This window comes from Flexivirga sp. G2 (genome assembly GCF_055397625.1).
This window is the reverse complement of sequence record NZ_AP039675.1, coordinates 2,975,206-2,990,259: the sequence shown is the minus strand read 5'-3', so window position 1 is coordinate 2,990,259 and position 15,054 is coordinate 2,975,206. Positions and strand designations below refer to the sequence as shown.

Genomic DNA, 15,054 nt, shown 5'->3' with positions numbered 1-15,054 from the left:
TCATCCTGCCGGAGCCACCTCCTCGGTGCATGCCGGGTCGTCGACCGCCTGCACCGGAGCCGTGGCTCTTCCGCGGCGTGCCCCGCGATAGACCAGCGATGCCGCCGCGACACCGAGCGCCCAGAACACGTGCCTTCCGTTCATCACGAGCAGCACGCTGACACTGATGAACGCCATCACCGCCGTCAACCAGGCGGTGCTGTGGCGTGGCAGGAGTCGCACCGCGGCGGCCGTGCCGATCACGTACACAGTGGTGAAGCAGCCGGTTGCGAGCAGCATCAGTCCGGCCAGGCCGATCCCGAAAACCTCTGTCGCGGTGAGAGATCCGAGTGCGAGGACGACCATCACGGCCAGGCTGCGACGCGGCACCTCACCCGGCGCACCGCCCTTCGCGAGCCAGGTCGGCAGGGCGCCCTCCCTGGCCAGCGCGGCTCCGAGTCGGGAGCCGCCCGCGAAGTACGCATTCATCGCCCCGACGGTGAGCAGCACCGCGACGACGGCGGTCACGACCCGGGCCGGCCCACCGAGCCCCTCCACGAGCAACGCAGACAACGGGGCCGCCGTGTGGGACGCCGCCGGCCCGAGCACGAGGACGGTCGCCGCCGCGAGCGCGAGGTAGAGCACGCCGACGACCACGATGGCGATGCCGGTCGCCCGCGGCAGATCACGCCGGGGGTTCCGGTAATCCCCGGCCAACGGTGCGATCGCCTCCCAGCCGGCGAAACCCCAGACCAACAACGCCGCCGCCGTGCCGATGGCACCCACACCGTGCGGCGCGAACGGGGTGAGGTGTGTCGTCGTCGCATGCGGGGATGCGACGAGGACCGCGGCTGCGATGAGCACGGCGAGCACCGCGGTCAGGACCAGTTGCACCCGTCCGGACAGCCGCAGCCCGGCCGCGTTCAGCAGGCCGACGCCGCCGATCAGCAGGACCGCCGTCACGACACTCGTCCGGTGTCCGCCGCCGACCGCCTCCGCGACATACGCGCCCGCCATCAGGCTGGCAGGTGGGGCACCGACGGGCACCGCGAAGAAGAAGCACCAGCCGATGGCCCCGGCCGCTCGCGCACCGAACGCGGTGTCGACGTATGCCGACACGCCTCGGCGGTCGGGATGCCGTGCGCCCATGGCCGCGAACGTTGCGGCGAGCGGAATGCTCAGCACCACCAACGCGATCCACGCCACGAGCGATGCCGGACCGGCGACCTGCACGCCGAGCGACGGCAGGGTGATGACCCCGGTGCCGAGCACGGCTCCGATCGACAGTGCGGCGCCCTGCGGGACCGACAACGAACTCTTCATGGGTCCAGCCTGTCGCCACCAGTGGCTCGGTGAAAGATCCATTCCGATGCAAATTGATTGGGCCAATCCTAGACTGACCGCATGGACCTGCTCGTGGATCTCACGGGACCCGGTGACCGGGCCTTCCGGATCTACCGACACCTGCTCGACGGCATCGCCTCCGGCCGGCTGCCACCCGGCGAACGACTGCCCCCGACGCGGGCCTTCGCGCAGGAGCTCGGGATCGCGCGAGGGACGGTCGCCACGGCATACGACCGGCTCGTGGCGGAGGGCTATCTCGAGACCCGCGTCGGCGCCGGCACCTTCGTCAGTGCGGACGTCGGCGCACCCCGGCCGGTCGCGGCTCCTGCCGGTGATGTCCGGCCGCGAGCCGTGTGGGAGTCGCTGCCGCCGGCGGTGCCGGACGCACCGCCGCTCGAGCACGACCTGTCGGTCGCCGGCCCGGACACCCGCCTCTTCCCCTTCGCCGTATGGCGGCGGCTGGTGTCGGCGACCCTGCGGCCGGCGCTGCAGGAGCAGCCGGTCTATGACGGTTCCGGCCATGCGCTGCTGCAGGCCGAGATCGCCCGCCACCTGCGCGTGTCCCGGTCGGTGGTCGCCGACGGCGGCGACGTGCTGCTCACCGCGGGTGCGCAGCAGGCGCTCGATCTGCTCGGCCGAGTGCTGCTCGGCCCGGGGGACACCGTTGCTGTCGAGGATCCCGGCTACACCGCCGCGGTTCGCCTCTACGCCTCGCAGGGCGCCCGGGTTCGCGGCGTGCCGGTGGACGAAGAGGGCCTGGTGGTCGACGCGCTGCCGGACGACGCGCGTCTGGTCTATGTCACGCCGTCCCATCAGTTCCCGACCGGTGCGGTGATGTCGCTGCGCCGTCGTACCGCGCTGCTGGACTGGGCGGCGACCCACCGTGCGCTCATCATCGAGGACGACTACGACAGCGAATTCCGGTATGACGCAAGGGCGCTCGCACCGTTGCAGAGTCTCGACACGTGCGGCCGGGTCGCCTACGTCGGGTCGTTCTCGAAGGTGCTGATGCCGATGCTCCGGATCGGCTACGTGGTCGCACCGCGGTCGCTGCAACCCGCGTTGCGGGACGCCAAGTTGCTGACCGACTGGCAGGGGGACACCGTCACCCAGGGAGCGATGGCGCGGTTCCTGGCCGAAGGTCTGCTCGCGGCGCATGTGCGCCGGGCGACTCGGGTCTACGCCGCGCGACGTTCGGTCCTGCTGCGGGAGCTGGCCCGGCTCGACGACGTGCTCGTCGCCTATCCGTCCGCGGCGGGCCTGCACGTGTGCACCCGCCTGCGCGATCAGCGGCGTTCGGACAGCAAGGTGGTCAGGTCACTTGCGGAGGTCGGCGTCGGAGTCGAGCCGCTCGCTCCGAGGTATGTCGAACAGCCGGCCGTGCACGGCCTGGCCCTCGGCTTCCGGCACATCGACGAGTCCCGGATCCCGGACGCGGTCGACCGGATCGGAGCGGTGCTTCGCGGGCAGTAGCCCCTAGGTTTCGACAGGGCGCTCGTCGTCGGTGATCCAGTGCGACCAGGACCCGATGTAGACGCTGGTCTGCGGATGGATTCCGGACGCCTCGAGCGCCAGCGCGAGATGGGTGGCCTGCACCCCGGATCCGCAGTAGACACCCACTTCGCTGTCCGGTCGTATGCCGAGCGCGGTGAATCGCATTGCCAGATCGTCGGGGGAGAGGAACGCCCCCGATGCGACGACGTTGGCCAGTGCCGGAGCGGAGACGGCGCCGGGGATGTGTCCGGGGACGGGATCGATCGTCTCGTTGTGGCCGGCGAACCGGTCGGCGGGGCGGGCGTCCAGCAACAGCTTCTCCGCGGCGAAGTCCGCGGCGCCATCCGCATCCAGCAGTGCGGCGCCGGGATCGGTCGGATAGAAGTCGCCCGTGTGTGGTGCCGGCTGGTCGGTCGACACCGGCAGCCCCGCCGCCGCCCATCCGGCGAAGCCGCCGTCGAGGACCTGCACGTCCTCCTTGCCGAAATACCTCAGCAGCCACCAACACCGGCTCGCCGCAAGCGAATTGCCGTCGTCGTAGACCACGACCGGGCGGTCGTTGTCCACTCCGGCCGCCCGCATCGCGGCCGCGAACACCTCACGTTGTGGCATCGGGTGGCGTCCGCCGTCTCCGGGAGCATCGGCCATGACGCCTTCGAACTCGACCCACGAGGCTCCGGGCAGGTGGCCGGCGTCAAAGGCCGGGCGGCGGGTCGGTTGGCCCATCTGCCAGCGGGTGTCGAGCACCGTCACCGAATCCAGGACGCTCGCCAGAGCGGCGGGGACGATCAGCGGATGCGTGGGGCGCGTCATACCTGAAGTCTGCTGGCAGCGGCGACCGGCCGCAACGGCAGGTCGGCGCATGCGGCCACGCGGCGTGGGTAGGCTCAAGACGTTCAGGCGCTCCCCGGAGCGCTCACGCCACTAGACCGACTCACTGGAGGTCAACCCGTGCTCGTTCGTCGCCTCGCCCGCCCGATGTTGTCGTCGATCTTCGTCACTTCCGGCTTCAGCGCCATACGCAACCCCGACCCGAAGGCGCCCATCGCCGCGCCGTTCCTCGACAAGCTGCGTAGCGTGCTGCCCGCCCAGGCGGCGGCCCTGATCCCGGCCGACGCGGCCACCGCGGTTCGGGTCAACGGCGGCGTCCAGATTGTCGGCGGCCTGCTGCTGGCGACCGGTCGCGTTCCGCGCGTCGCATCCCTGGCACTCGCCGGCAGTCTGGTGCCGACCACCCTGGCCGGCCACGCGTTCTGGCAGGAGGACGACCCGACCAAGCGCGCCCAGCAGCAGATCCAGTTCTTCAAGAACGTCAGCCTGATGGGCGGTCTGCTCATCGCGGCCGTCGACACCGAGGGCAAGCCGAGCGCTGCATGGCGGACGCGCGCGGCAGCCCAGCACGCCGGGGACGCGGTCGCGTCGGCCCTGCCCTCCGGCAGCGACAGCTCGGACACCGTGAGTTCGCTCAAGGAGACCGTCGGCCACGTCGCCGAGGCGGCCAAGGAACACAGTGCGCACTGGGCGAGCGTTGCGAAGGAGCAGGCGCCGGTCGTCGCCGAGGCGGCCAAGGAGCACGGCGCGCACTGGGCGAGTGTTGCCAAGGAGCAGGCACCGGTCGTTGCCGATGCGGTGCGCGAGCGCGGCGGGAAGGCCGGACGTCGGGCCGCCAAGCGTGCGTCGAAGGCCGCGCGTCAGGCACGGGCCCAGCTCGCCTGATCACGCGAACAGCACGCACGCCGGCGCACCACTACAGGTGGTGCGCCGGCGTGCGTTGCTCGTCCATCCACTCGATATCGGGTTCAATGAAGACATGTGCCGCAACATCCGTCCGCTGAACAACTTCGAGCCCCCTGCGACCGACGACGAGGTCAGCGCCGCCGCGCTGCAGTTCGTCCGCAAGATCGCCGGGAGCACCAAGTCGTCGAAGGCCAACGAGGCCGCCTACGACAAGGCGGTCGCCGCCATCACCCGGGCCAGCCGCGAGCTGATCGATTCGCTGGTCACGACGGCGCCGCCGAAGGACCGCGAGGAAGAGGCCGCCAAGGCGCGTGCCCGCTCGGCCGCCCGCTACGCCTCGTGACCGCTGAGATCACCGTCCAGCCACTGGACCGCAAGGCGCAACGAGCGCTCGCCGGGTGGCTCGGTGACGCGCAGGCCGCAGGGGTCGACGTCGACGACGTCGAATCCATCGGGGCGGCCTATGACAGCTACGTGCACGAAGTGCTGCTGACCCCTGCTGCGGAGCGCGTCGATCCGACCCCGACGCTGACGATGATCGCCATGGCGATGGGCGAGTACCTCCAACGCAATTCGAGCCTCCAGTGGCGCGTGGCCGGGGACAGCCAGGGCGCCGACCTGGCACTGGCATCGGCCGACGACCTCGGGGTGCTCTACCCGATCGACCCGGTCGCGCAGGCGTGGTCGCAACGACAGCGCGGCTGGCTGCCGTTGTTCACCCGGGAGCTGATGCGCAACATCGAGGACCCGGCCGAGTGATGTCCACGACGATGAGCATGGCGATGAGCACGTCGACGCGGGTGAAGTGGTGCGCCAACTGGGCGAACGGATCGACGGCACTCGGATTCGCGGTCGCCCGCCTCGGCCGCGCGCGTATGGCGAAAGGCCCCCGCGGGCTCTACCTCGCGAGCGGCTATCGCTTCGGATTTCCGGTCGCAGGAGCCTTCACCGTGGGCAATGTCATTGTCTCCAAAGGCGATTGGACCGACCTGCAACAGCGGCACCCGCTGTTGCTGACGCACGAGGAGCAACATAGCTGGCAGTACGTCGTGTGCGGCGGGCTCCCGTTCGTCCCGCTGTATCTCGGGGCGCTCGCCTGGTCCTGGCTGCGGACGGGCGACTTCGCCTCACGCAACGTCTTCGAGCGCAATGCCGGGCTCGCGATGGGCGGCTACCACGAGCGATCGGTCCGGACCCTCGGCGCAGCGTTGCGCAGTATCCGTCCTGGTGTCGCCGGATGAGCTATACGGCATACGACCGGCAACGGTTCGTGCGGGAGGACCCTGCCCAGAAGAGGGCGGATCGTGACGACTTCGCCCGCGACCGGGCCCGAGTGCTGCACTCGGCCGCATGGCGCCGACTTGCCTCGAAAACCCAAGTGCTGCAACCACATAACGACTTCATCCGCAATCGACTGACGCACTCGCTCGAGGTGGCTCAGATCGGCCGGGAGTTCGGCGAGGCCATCGGCTGCAACGCCGACGTCGTCGACACCGCATGTCTGGCGCACGATCTCGGGCACCCGCCGTTCGGACACAACGGCGAGGGTGCTCTGAACGAATTGTGCGGTCACATAGGCGGTTTCGAGGGCAACGCACAGACCTTCCGAATCCTCACCCGGCTGGAGGCCAAGCGGTCGCGGCGGGACGGCGAGTCCGTGGGGCTCAACCTGACTCGTGCCTCGCTGGACGCTGCCAGCAAATATCCGTGGTTCCGTGGCGAAAACCGTTCTCATCCCGGCAAGTTCGGCTGCTTTCAGGCGGATGAGCAGATCTTCGACTGGGCGCGGGCGACCGTTCCGACCGGTCACCGCCAGCAGCGGTGTGTCGAGGCGCAGGTGATGGACTGGGCGGACGACGTCGCCTACTCCGTGCATGATGTCGAGGACGGCATCACCGCCGCACTGATCGACGTGCGCGCACTGCGGTCTCGTGAAGAGCTGGATGCGCTTGCCGACCTTGCCCGGCGCATCTACGCCCCACAACTCGAAACAGCTGAGTTGGCAGGGTCGTTCGAGCGTCTGCTCGCCTCGGGCGTCATACCTGAGCAGCAGCGGCCGGGTCGGCAAGGGGTGGCAGCGCTGAAGGACATGACCAGCCGATTGATCGGCCGGTTCGTCGGTGCTGCCGAACAAGCGACGCGCGACAAGTTCGGCGACGGGCCGTTGACCCGCTACGCCGCGCATGTCGTCATACCCTCCGATGTGCTGGCCGAGTGCGTGATGCTCAAGGCCGTCGCCGCGCGCTGGGTGATGATGACCGACGAGCGCCGCACCCTGCAGGCCGAGCAGCGCCGGATCATCGAGACGCTGTTCACGCTCTTCCAGGAACATCCGGACCGGCTCGACCCGCTCTTCGCCGAGGATCACGCGGCGGCCGCGAACGACGCAGCCGCACTGCGTGTCGTCGTCGACCAGATCGCCTCGCTCACCGATCACCGCGCCCGAGCACTCGCCGAGGAATGGAGCTAGAACGACCATGTGGGACCTTTCACCGCTCCCGATCGTCGGCGCGCCGATGGCGGGCGTCGGCACGCCGCAGTTGACGGCCGCGATCAGCGACGCCGGTGGTCTCGGGCTGTTCCCCGGCGGCTACCTGACCGGTGATGTGCTGGCCGAGGGAGTGGCGCGCATCCGCGAACTCACCGATCGACCGTTCGGCGTCAACCTCTTCCTGCCGACGCCCGTTGACGAGGAGCGCGACGGCGATCAATTGCGTTCGTATGCCGAGCAGTTGGCGCCGGTCGCCGCATCGGCGGGTGAGCTGCTGCCGGAACCGCGCTGGGACGGTGCCGATCATTTCGCGGCGAAGCTCGAGGTCCTGGAGCGGGATCCGGTCGCGGTCGTGTCGTTCATCTTCGGGCCGCCGCCGGTCGACGCGGTGCGACGTCTGCACGCCGTCGGCACGCGGGTGCTCGCCACCGTCACGGACGCGCAGGAGGCGGAGGCAGCTTCGGCTGCGGGCGCCGACCTGCTCTGCCTGCAGGGCACGGATGCGGGCGGCCACCGCGGCACGCACCGTGTCGATGCCGAACCCAACACCTCGGGCTGGCGGGAGTTGCTACCGCAGGTGCTGGCAGTGACGGAGCTGCCGGTCGTGGTCGCTGGTGGTGTGATGAGCGCGCAGGACGTTGCGGCTGCGCTGGCCGCCGGCGCCGTTGCCGTGCAATGCGGTTCGGCGTTCCTGCTGACCGACGAGGCCGGGATCAACGACGCCTATCGCGCCGGGTTCACCGCTGCCGACCTGACCGAGACCGTCGTGACACGCGTCTTCAGCGGTCGGCCGGCGCGCGCCATACGCAATGAGTTCGTGGCGAGCTTCGATCCGGTGGCTCCGCCCGTCTATCCGATCGTGAACCAGCTGACCAAGCCGCTGCGGGCCGCCGGCGCCGCGTCCGGCAATCGCGAGCTGATCAGTCTCTGGGCGGGCACCGGCTGGCGACAGGCTCGCCCGGGTCGCGCGGCGGACGTGGTCGCTGCACTCGCTGCCAAGGTTGTCTGACGCCGCACCTGGCCCAATGTCACACCGCCGCCATAGGTTCGACACATGGAGCGTTTCGTCGACCGTGACTTCACCGGTGCCGAGTTCCGTGAGTGCATGCTCGACAACTCCCGCTTCGTCGGTGTCGTCATGCGCGGTGCGGAGATCGACGGCCTGCTGGGCGACCTGACCGTCAACGGCGTCGCGGTGATGCCCTTCGTCGAGGCCGAGCTCGATCGCCGACATCCGGTGCGGGTGCTGATCCGCTCCGACGACGTGAGCGATCTGCGGACAGGCTGGCAGCAGTTGCAGGACGATTGGGCGGCGACCATCGATCGCATACGCCGATCGCCCGGCATCGAGCGGACCTCCGTGGGCGGGGAGTGGTCGACCCTCCAGACGCTGCGCCACCTCGTGTTTGTGCACGACTCGTGGTTCAGCAGGTGCTGCCTGGGCCGGACCGAACCCTTCACGGCATTGGCCCTGACGACCGACGGTATGCCGGAGGACGCCGCGCCCGGTGTCGACCGTGCGGCCGATCCCACGCTCGAGGAGGTGCTGGCCGTCCGGGCTCGGCAGACGACGCTGCTGACCGATTGGCTCGCCAGGTGCACGGCCGAGGAGTTGGGTCGTCCGGCACCGGTGCCCGACGACGACGTGTGGCCGCCATACGCGCGGGGGAGGACAGTGGTGCAGTGCCTGCGCACGGTCCTGAACGAAGAGTTCGAGCACCACAACTTCGCGGTCCGCGATCTCGCGACCCTCGACCGGGCATGAGGTTGTGGACGGCTGCCCCTCGTCGAACGGCCGCCACCTAGACTGCCGTTGTTATGGCGGGTCGCATCAAGTCCGAAGACGTGGAGCTCGTCAAGGAGCGCAGTTCCATCGAGGACGTCGTCAGCGAGCACGTCACGCTGCGCCGGTCCGGCAGCAACCTCGTCGGGCTGTGCCCCTTCCACGACGAGAAGACACCGAGCTTCTCGGTCAATCCCACGCAGGGCTTCTACCACTGCTTCGGCTGTGGCAAGGGCGGCGACGTCATCTCGTTCGTCCAGGACGTCGACCACCTCAGCTTCGCCGAGTCGGTCGAGCGGCTGGCCGGCAAGGTCGGCGTCGAACTGCACTACGAGGACGGTGTCCGACCTCGTGAGGAGAGCATCGGCCGGCGCACCCGTCTGCTCGAAGCGCACCGCGTCGCGGCGGAGTTCTACTCCTCGCTGCTGCCGGAGATGCCCGAGGCGCGGACTGCCCGCGATTACCTGCGCGGCCGGGAGTTCGACGGCTCCATTGCCGAGCAGTTCGGCCTGGGCTATGCGCCCACCGACGGCCATGCATTGTCGAAAGTGTTGCGGGACAAGGGTTTCAACCGTGACGAGATGCTCGCTGCGGGCCTGATCAACCGCGGCGGATATGACGTCTTCCAGGGCCGTCTGCTCTGGCCGATCCGCGACATCACCGGAGACACGGTCGGCTTCGGCGCCCGTCGGATCTTCGACGGTGACCCGCGGCCGGCCAAATATCTCAACACCGGCGAGACGGCGATCTACAAGAAGCAGCGCGTGCTCTACGGGCTCGACCTGGCCAAGAAGTCGATCGCCGACGACCGCCGCGCGGTGATCGTCGAGGGCTACACCGACGTGATGGCCGCCCACCTGTCGGGCGTCACGCAGGCCGTGGCGACATGTGGCACCGCCTTCGGCGTCGACCACATCAAACTGCTGCGCCGGTTGCTGCGCGACGAGGCCGGCGGCAGCCCGGCGAAGGTCATCTTCACCTTCGACGGCGACTCCGCCGGACAGAAGGCCGCCCTCAAGGCGTATGACGAGGACCAGCGCTGGGCGTCCCAGTCCTTCGTGGCGATCGCGCCCGACGGGCAAGACCCGTGCGAGCTGCGGATCTCGGCCGGACCCGACGCGGTCAAGGAACTCGTCGACGGTGCGACGCCGATGTTCGAGTTCGTCGTCCGCACCACGCTGGCGCGCTTCGACCTGGACTCGGTCGGTGGCCGGGTCGCCGCCACTCGGGCGCTGGCGCCGATCGTCGCCGACATACGAGACCCGCTCGCGCGCGAAGAGCTGGTTCGTGAGGTCTCCCGGCACCTCGGTGTCGATGTCGGTGACTTCCAGCAGGCGGTGCGACGAGCTCCACGTGGCGGCATCGCGGAGGCCGCCAAGAAGACGCGGGAGAAGCCGGTCGACACGTCGGCTGAACCGGTCGCGGCTGCTCCGGCATACGAGCCCCCGGACCTGCGTGACCCGATCGTGCGCGCCGAGCACATGCTGTTGCAGTGCGTGGTGCAGTTCCCCTCGGCGGTCCCGACCCAGCAACTGGACCCGGTCGACCCCGCCGATCTCACGGCGCCGGCGCACCGTGCGGTGTTCGAGGCGGTGCGAGCGGTCGGCATCGACCCCGCCCGCAGCCAGGGTGCGTGGGTCTCGGCGATCAACGAGTCCGTGCCCGAGGTGGTGCGGCCGCTGGTCGCGCAGCTGGCCGTCGAGCCGCTGCCGACCAAGCTGGACAGCCAGGGCCGGCCGGACTGGCACTACGTGCGCTCGCTGGTGGTGCGCGTGCGCGAAGTGGCTCTGCGCCGGAAGATCTCGCAGGTGATGAGCGCGCTGCGCCGCAGCGACGACGCGGAGCGGACGCGCACGATCTCGGCGCAACTGACGACCCTGCAGCGCTCGCTGAACGACCTGCTCGCCAACCTGGAGTGACCGTTAAAGCGGGTTGAGTAGCGGAGGAGCGCAGCGCGGGAGCGTATCGAAACCGCGCACTGACGTTGGTCGAGCAGTGCGGAGGAGCGGAGCGGGGGGAGTCCGTATCGAAACCGCACACTGAAGCTGGTTGAGTAGGGCGGAGGAGCGGAGCGGGGGAGTCCGTATCGAAACCGCACACTGAAGCTGGTTGAGTAGGGCGGAGGAGCGGAGCGGGGGAGTCCGTATCGAAACCGCACACTGAAGCTGGTTGAGTAGGGCGGAGGAGCGGAGCGGGGGAGTCCGTATCGAAACCATTCAGTGGACAATGGGGACCATGTCCTTCCTCAAGCGCTCCAAGCCACAGCTTTCGCCCGAGGTGCTCGAGCAACTCGACCTCCCGAAGGGCGAACGACTGCTGGCGTCGGCGGTCGACCAGCTGACGGGGGCGCATGTCGTCGCGACGAACTGGCACCTGACCGTCGCGTCCGCGGAGGGCCACATCACGGCCCGCCCGTGGCATGAAGTGGACGCAGGTCAGTGGGAGCCGCAGACGTGGACCCTGACGGTCACCTGGGTCGACGGAAAGCGCCCGGGGCAGTGGACCTTCGGGCCGCAGGACACGCGCCTGCCCGAGACGTTCCACGAGCGGGTCCGCGCCAGCATCGTGCTGGCCGAGGAGCTCGCACTGGAAGGTCGTGCGAAGGGCCGGGTCGTCGTCCGACGCGACCTGCAGGCAGGCACTCTGCTGACCCAAACGGTGCTCGGCCGGGGCGCCCGCGCCGACGATCCGCAGGTGCGTGACGCGGTCGAGCGCACGACGGCATACGTCCGGGACGCGGTCGGCCTCTGACGGCTCTCCCGATTCGGTGTTGGGGCAGGGAATTTGCTATGGTTCTGCACGCGAACAACACGCGTTCCCCTGTAGCTCAATTGGCAGAGCATTCGGCTGTTAACCGGAGGGTTCTTGGTTCGAGTCCAAGTGGGGGAGCAAGCAGAACGGCCCGGGAAACCGGGCCGTTTTTGTATGTCGTGACACCGCCGGGAGTCGAGGATGGATCAGGAAGCCTTGCGTTCCTCGGGCGTCTTCAATCGGGCGATCGCCTCGATCTGTGCGCTCTCCTTCTCACCACGTTTGGCTGCGTCCTCGACCAGGGCACGGGCGAGCCGGATCGACGAGGGGGACACGTGGTGTGCTTGCTCGGTCTGGCTCATGGCTGCTCCTGTTCGTCAGGTCCATTGTCGCGCAGGCGTTCGGCTGCGTCCACTGTGCCGCCGGTGACGGCCACACGGGACAAACGCCGCGCAAGATCGCGGTCCGCGACGCTACCCAGATCCGAACGAATCAGATCGGCCAGCAATTCCTGGCCGATGTCGCGCGAGAGCGGGGACGAGGAGGTCAGCGCGCTGATGGCACGGTCAAGGCGTTGACTCCACTCGGTGCGTGCCTGTTGGTGTTGGCCGCGCAGGTTGACCAGGGCCGGAACGGTTGCACCGACGATTGCGCCCACGAACGATGCGAGTGCCACCCACCACGTCATGGGTGGCCCTGAAAACGATCCATGCCGAGCACGCTAGCGGGGAATGACGGCAGGGACTGCGCATCGGAGGGCGCCCTTGCGTCGGTTTGTGGCGGTCAGACTCCGCCACCGGTGGCAACACCCGGAGCGTTGGTCGGCCCGGCCGGGTCACCGGCGGGTGCTGCCGGGCCGACCTTGCGGCCGCGTGCCTGCAGGCGTCGCTCGACCCAGGTCGCGAGCTTGCTGATCGCGTAGTTGATCAGGATGTAGATCGCCGCGATGACGACCAGCATGGCGAAGATGTTGCCGTTCAGTGAGGTGGCCGGCTTGCTCTTGTAGAGCATCTCGCCATACAGCACGTTGTAGCCGAGAGCGGTGTCCTTGAGCACCACGATGACCTGACTGATCAGCGACGGCAGCATGGCGGTGATCGCCTGCGGGAGCAGGATGATCCGCACCGTCTGACCGGCGCTGAGGCCGATGGAGCTCCCTGCTTCACGTTGGCCGGCCGGCAACTGGTCGACGCCCGAACGGATGACCTCACAGATGACCGACGAGTTGTAGAACGCCAGACCGGCGACCGTGGCGATGAGCGGTCCGTTGCCGCTGCCCTGGCCGTGAGCGCTGAGCCAGCCGAAGATGAAGAGCATCATCAGCAGCACCGGGAGCGCGCGGGTGAGTTCGACCCACGCGGTCACCACCCAGCGCAGGGCACGGACGGCGATCGCGGCCGGTCCGTTGGTCCGGGGTACCTCGATCATCCGCAGCATCGCCAGGACGGCGCCGAGCACCAGGCTGATCACGATGGCGAGCGCCGCTGCGATCAGGGTGCCGCGCAGGCCGGGGAGGATGTAGCTCTTCCAGGTGCCCCACTGGACGAACGGTTTCCACTTGTAACTGGCGAACTGATCCTTGTCGGCCAGTTTCCATGCGACCAGCGCCAGGATCGCCGCGCAGACGACGCCGCCGACGACACCGAGGATCGCGTAACGCCGCTTCGCCTTCGGGCCCGGTGCGTCGAACAGGACTGAGGCACTCATCGCGTCTCCCTCCTACGTCGGGACCCGCGATTCGTCTGAGCCCTTGGTTCCCTCGCTGCGCTCGCTCTCATCGCTTCACCGCCACACGCTTGCCGAGCCAACCCAGGCCGACACCCACCGGCAGGGTCAGCAGGATGAAGAAGACGCCCACGACCATGAACGACAGATTCAGCATTCCCGGATCCCTCTCGGTGACCGTTTTGAGCACACCGGACAGTTCGTAGACGCCGATGGTCACGGCCACGGTCGTGTTCTTGGTGAGCGCGATCAGCGTGTTGCCCAACGGGACCACCGCACCGCGGAACGCCTGCGGCAGGATCACCTCGCGCATGGTGTGGCCGAAGGTGAGACCGATCGACCGAGCCGCCTCGGCCTGGCCGAGCGGGATCGTGTTGACGCCCGAGCGCAGCGCCTCACACACATAGGTCGCGTGGTAGACCGTCATACCGACGACCGCGAGTCGAAAAGCGTTGGTATCTGCGAACTTCGGGTCGCCCGAGTCGGCCAGCGCGATGCCGAGCTGGATGTAGAGCACGAAGCTGCACGACAGGATGATCAACGTCAACGGGGTGTTCCGGAAGATATTGACGTATGACGTGCCGACGAACCGCAGGATGCCGACCGGCGACAACCGCAGCGTCGCGATGATCGTTCCGAGGATCAGACTCCCGATCGCGCTGAGCACCGCGAGTTTCACGGTCGTCCAGAGCGCGGTCCAGATCTGATAGTCGGAGAAGAGCGAAGCCACCGGTGCCCTTCCTATCTGTATCGGGGTAGTGGTCGGCCCGCCCGGAGGAGGCCACGTGACGGTTGGTCACCGCCGGGCGGGTCGAAAGGTGTTGCTACTGGCGAGAACTCACGCCTGGCAGGTCGGTGACTTCGGCGGGTTGAGCTTCTGGTTGTACTTGTAGTCGGAGCCGAGGTTGTTCTCCAGCGCCTTCTTCCAGTTGCCGTTGTCGAGCGTCTTCTTGATGGCGGCGGCGACCTTGTTGCAGTCGGCGGAGCCCTTCTTCAGGCCGATGCCGTAGTTCTCCTCGCTGAAGGTGCCACCGACGAGCTTGAACTTGTCCTTGTATGCCGCCTGGTTCGAGTAGCCCGCCAGGATCGCGTCATCGGTCGTCATCGCGTCGATCGAGCCGGACGCGAGCGCCTCCGCACACGCGGAGTAGGTGTCGTACTTCTGCGGCACCAGCTTCGGCTGCTCCTTCTTCAGGTTGTCGACCGAGGTCGAGCCGGTGACCGAGCAGACCTTCTTGCCGGACAGGCCCTTCACGTCGGAGATCTTGGAGTCCTTGCCGACCAGCAGCGACTGTCCGGCGACGAAGTACGGGCCGGCGAAGCCGACCTCCTTCAGCCGCTCGTCGGTGATCGAGTAGGTGGCGGCGATCATCTTGACGGTGCCGGCCGCGAGCATCTTCTCGCGCTGCGGGGACGGCGACTCGACGAAGGTGATCTTGCTGTAGCCCATCTCGGCGGCAACGCAACGGGCGATGTCGACGTCGAACCCGGTGTACTTGTCGCCGTCCTTGAGGCCGAGGCCGGGCTGGTCGAACTTGATGCCGATCTTCACGGACGGGCCGGAGTCAGGCAGCTTGCAGACGGCGTCGCTGGCGCCGGAGCCACCCGAGCTTCCGCCGCAGGCGGTGAGGCCCAGGCCGAGAGCAACGGCTGCCGTCGCGGCATACATCGCGCGGAACTTCATGAGATTTCTCCTCCGGTTTGACTGACGAGTTGTGTGGGGTGACAAGGAGATTGGCCGACACAGCAG

At 68.4% G+C, this 15,054-nt stretch carries 17 protein-coding genes and 1 tRNA gene; 11 read left to right on the top strand and 7 right to left on the bottom strand.

What is annotated here, in order from left to right; translation table 11 throughout:
- Nucleotides 1-1,302, bottom strand: a complete 1,302-nt coding sequence (locus ACZ50J_RS14505) for an amino acid permease (protein WP_464297860.1) — start codon at nt 1,300-1,302, stop codon at nt 1-3.
- An 81-nt stretch (nt 1,303-1,383) separates the two neighbouring features.
- On the opposite strand from ACZ50J_RS14505, the gene pdxR reads away from it, so the two are divergent.
- Nucleotides 1,384-2,796 carry a MocR-like pyridoxine biosynthesis transcription factor PdxR gene (gene pdxR, locus ACZ50J_RS14500; protein WP_464297859.1) on the top strand — a complete coding sequence of 471 codons (1,413 nt, stop codon included), beginning with the start codon at nt 1,384-1,386 and terminating at the stop codon, nt 2,794-2,796.
- Between the two features lie 3 nt (nt 2,797-2,799).
- On the opposite strand, the gene ACZ50J_RS14495 is transcribed toward pdxR, so the two are convergent.
- Nucleotides 2,800-3,630, bottom strand: a complete 831-nt coding sequence (locus ACZ50J_RS14495) for a sulfurtransferase (protein WP_464297858.1) — start codon at nt 3,628-3,630, stop codon at nt 2,800-2,802.
- Between the two features lie 138 nt (nt 3,631-3,768).
- On the opposite strand from ACZ50J_RS14495, the gene ACZ50J_RS14490 reads away from it, so the two are divergent.
- The 10 genes from ACZ50J_RS14490 (at nt 3,769) to ACZ50J_RS14445 (ending at nt 11,717) form a co-directional block, all read left to right on the top strand.
- Nucleotides 3,769-4,533, top strand: coding sequence for a DoxX family protein (locus ACZ50J_RS14490; protein WP_464297857.1), 765 nt, complete (start codon nt 3,769-3,771; stop codon nt 4,531-4,533).
- A gap of 94 nt (nt 4,534-4,627) precedes the next feature.
- Entirely contained in the window at nt 4,628-4,897 is a 270-nt protein-coding gene (locus tag ACZ50J_RS14485; RefSeq protein ID WP_464297856.1) for a DUF2277 domain-containing protein, read from the top strand.
- Nucleotides 4,894-5,313, top strand: a complete 420-nt coding sequence (locus tag ACZ50J_RS14480) for a DUF3806 domain-containing protein (protein WP_464297855.1) — start codon at nt 4,894-4,896, stop codon at nt 5,311-5,313. The genes ACZ50J_RS14485 and ACZ50J_RS14480 overlap by 4 nt, the downstream gene beginning before the upstream one ends.
- A 23-nt stretch (nt 5,314-5,336) precedes the next feature.
- Nucleotides 5,337-5,795 (top strand): hypothetical protein, encoded by a 459-nt coding sequence (locus ACZ50J_RS14475; RefSeq protein ID WP_464297854.1) that lies wholly within the window; start codon nt 5,337-5,339, stop codon nt 5,793-5,795.
- Nucleotides 5,792-7,024 carry a deoxyguanosinetriphosphate triphosphohydrolase gene (locus tag ACZ50J_RS14470; protein ID WP_464297853.1) on the top strand — a complete coding sequence of 411 codons (1,233 nt, stop codon included), beginning with the start codon at nt 5,792-5,794 and terminating at the stop codon, nt 7,022-7,024. The genes ACZ50J_RS14475 and ACZ50J_RS14470 overlap by 4 nt, the downstream gene beginning before the upstream one ends.
- Nucleotides 7,025-7,031: 7 nt before the next feature.
- The gene (locus ACZ50J_RS14465; RefSeq protein WP_464297852.1) at nt 7,032-8,054 is read left to right on the top strand and encodes a nitronate monooxygenase; all 1,023 of its coding nucleotides are present in this window, start codon (nt 7,032-7,034) and stop codon (nt 8,052-8,054) included.
- Between the two features lie 45 nt (nt 8,055-8,099).
- Nucleotides 8,100-8,810, top strand: a complete 711-nt coding sequence (locus ACZ50J_RS14460) for a DinB family protein (RefSeq protein ID WP_464297851.1) — start codon at nt 8,100-8,102, stop codon at nt 8,808-8,810.
- A gap of 53 nt (nt 8,811-8,863) precedes the next feature.
- On the top strand, nt 8,864-10,747 hold the full coding sequence (gene dnaG, locus ACZ50J_RS14455; RefSeq protein WP_464297850.1) for a DNA primase: 1,884 nt from the start codon (nt 8,864-8,866) through the stop codon (nt 10,745-10,747).
- Between the two features lie 316 nt (nt 10,748-11,063).
- Nucleotides 11,064-11,579 (top strand): hypothetical protein, encoded by a 516-nt coding sequence (locus ACZ50J_RS14450; protein WP_464297849.1) that lies wholly within the window; start codon nt 11,064-11,066, stop codon nt 11,577-11,579.
- A gap of 65 nt (nt 11,580-11,644) precedes the next feature.
- Nucleotides 11,645-11,717, top strand: a tRNA-Asn gene (locus ACZ50J_RS14445).
- Nucleotides 11,718-11,785: 68 nt separating this feature from the next.
- Here ACZ50J_RS14445 and ACZ50J_RS14440 read toward each other — a convergent pair.
- From ACZ50J_RS14440 to ACZ50J_RS14420, 5 genes are all read right to left on the bottom strand, one after another.
- The gene (locus ACZ50J_RS14440) at nt 11,786-11,941 is read right to left on the bottom strand and encodes a hypothetical protein (protein ID WP_464297848.1); all 156 of its coding nucleotides are present in this window, start codon (nt 11,939-11,941) and stop codon (nt 11,786-11,788) included.
- On the bottom strand, nt 11,938-12,255 hold the full coding sequence (locus tag ACZ50J_RS14435; RefSeq protein WP_464297847.1) for a hypothetical protein: 318 nt from the start codon (nt 12,253-12,255) through the stop codon (nt 11,938-11,940). The genes ACZ50J_RS14440 and ACZ50J_RS14435 overlap by 4 nt, the downstream gene beginning before the upstream one ends.
- A gap of 107 nt (nt 12,256-12,362) precedes the next feature.
- Nucleotides 12,363-13,286, bottom strand: a complete 924-nt coding sequence (locus ACZ50J_RS14430) for an amino acid ABC transporter permease (RefSeq protein ID WP_464297846.1) — start codon at nt 13,284-13,286, stop codon at nt 12,363-12,365.
- A gap of 67 nt (nt 13,287-13,353) precedes the next feature.
- Nucleotides 13,354-14,034, bottom strand: coding sequence for an amino acid ABC transporter permease (locus ACZ50J_RS14425; protein WP_464297845.1), 681 nt, complete (start codon nt 14,032-14,034; stop codon nt 13,354-13,356).
- Between the two features lie 108 nt (nt 14,035-14,142).
- A complete protein-coding gene (locus tag ACZ50J_RS14420; protein ID WP_464297844.1) occupies nt 14,143-14,988 on the bottom strand; it encodes a glutamate ABC transporter substrate-binding protein in 846 nt (281 codons plus the stop codon).
- Nucleotides 14,989-15,054: the final 66 nt, after the last annotated feature.

Bases quoted from the DNA above. Each gene is read 5' to 3' on its own strand.
- ACZ50J_RS14470 (WP_464297853.1), top strand. From the start codon at position 5,792: ATGAGCTATACGGCATACGACCGGCAACGGTTCGTGCGGGAGGACCCT.
- ACZ50J_RS14485 (WP_464297856.1), top strand. From the start codon at position 4,628: ATGTGCCGCAACATCCGTCCGCTGAACAACTTCGAGCCCCCTGCGACC.
- ACZ50J_RS14440 (WP_464297848.1), bottom strand. From the start codon at position 11,941: ATGAGCCAGACCGAGCAAGCACACCACGTGTCCCCCTCGTCGATCCGG.
- ACZ50J_RS14460 (WP_464297851.1), top strand. From the start codon at position 8,100: ATGGAGCGTTTCGTCGACCGTGACTTCACCGGTGCCGAGTTCCGTGAG.
- ACZ50J_RS14495 (WP_464297858.1), bottom strand. From the start codon at position 3,630: ATGACGCGCCCCACGCATCCGCTGATCGTCCCCGCCGCTCTGGCGAGC.
- ACZ50J_RS14465 (WP_464297852.1), top strand. From the start codon at position 7,032: ATGTGGGACCTTTCACCGCTCCCGATCGTCGGCGCGCCGATGGCGGGC.
- ACZ50J_RS14505 (WP_464297860.1), bottom strand. From the start codon at position 1,302: ATGAAGAGTTCGTTGTCGGTCCCGCAGGGCGCCGCACTGTCGATCGGA.
- dnaG (WP_464297850.1), top strand. From the start codon at position 8,864: ATGGCGGGTCGCATCAAGTCCGAAGACGTGGAGCTCGTCAAGGAGCGC.
- ACZ50J_RS14475 (WP_464297854.1), top strand. From the start codon at position 5,337: ATGAGCACGTCGACGCGGGTGAAGTGGTGCGCCAACTGGGCGAACGGA.
- ACZ50J_RS14430 (WP_464297846.1), bottom strand. From the start codon at position 13,286: ATGAGTGCCTCAGTCCTGTTCGACGCACCGGGCCCGAAGGCGAAGCGG.
- ACZ50J_RS14420 (WP_464297844.1), bottom strand. From the start codon at position 14,988: ATGAAGTTCCGCGCGATGTATGCCGCGACGGCAGCCGTTGCTCTCGGC.
- pdxR (WP_464297859.1), top strand. From the start codon at position 1,384: ATGGACCTGCTCGTGGATCTCACGGGACCCGGTGACCGGGCCTTCCGG.
- ACZ50J_RS14450 (WP_464297849.1), top strand. From the start codon at position 11,064: ATGTCCTTCCTCAAGCGCTCCAAGCCACAGCTTTCGCCCGAGGTGCTC.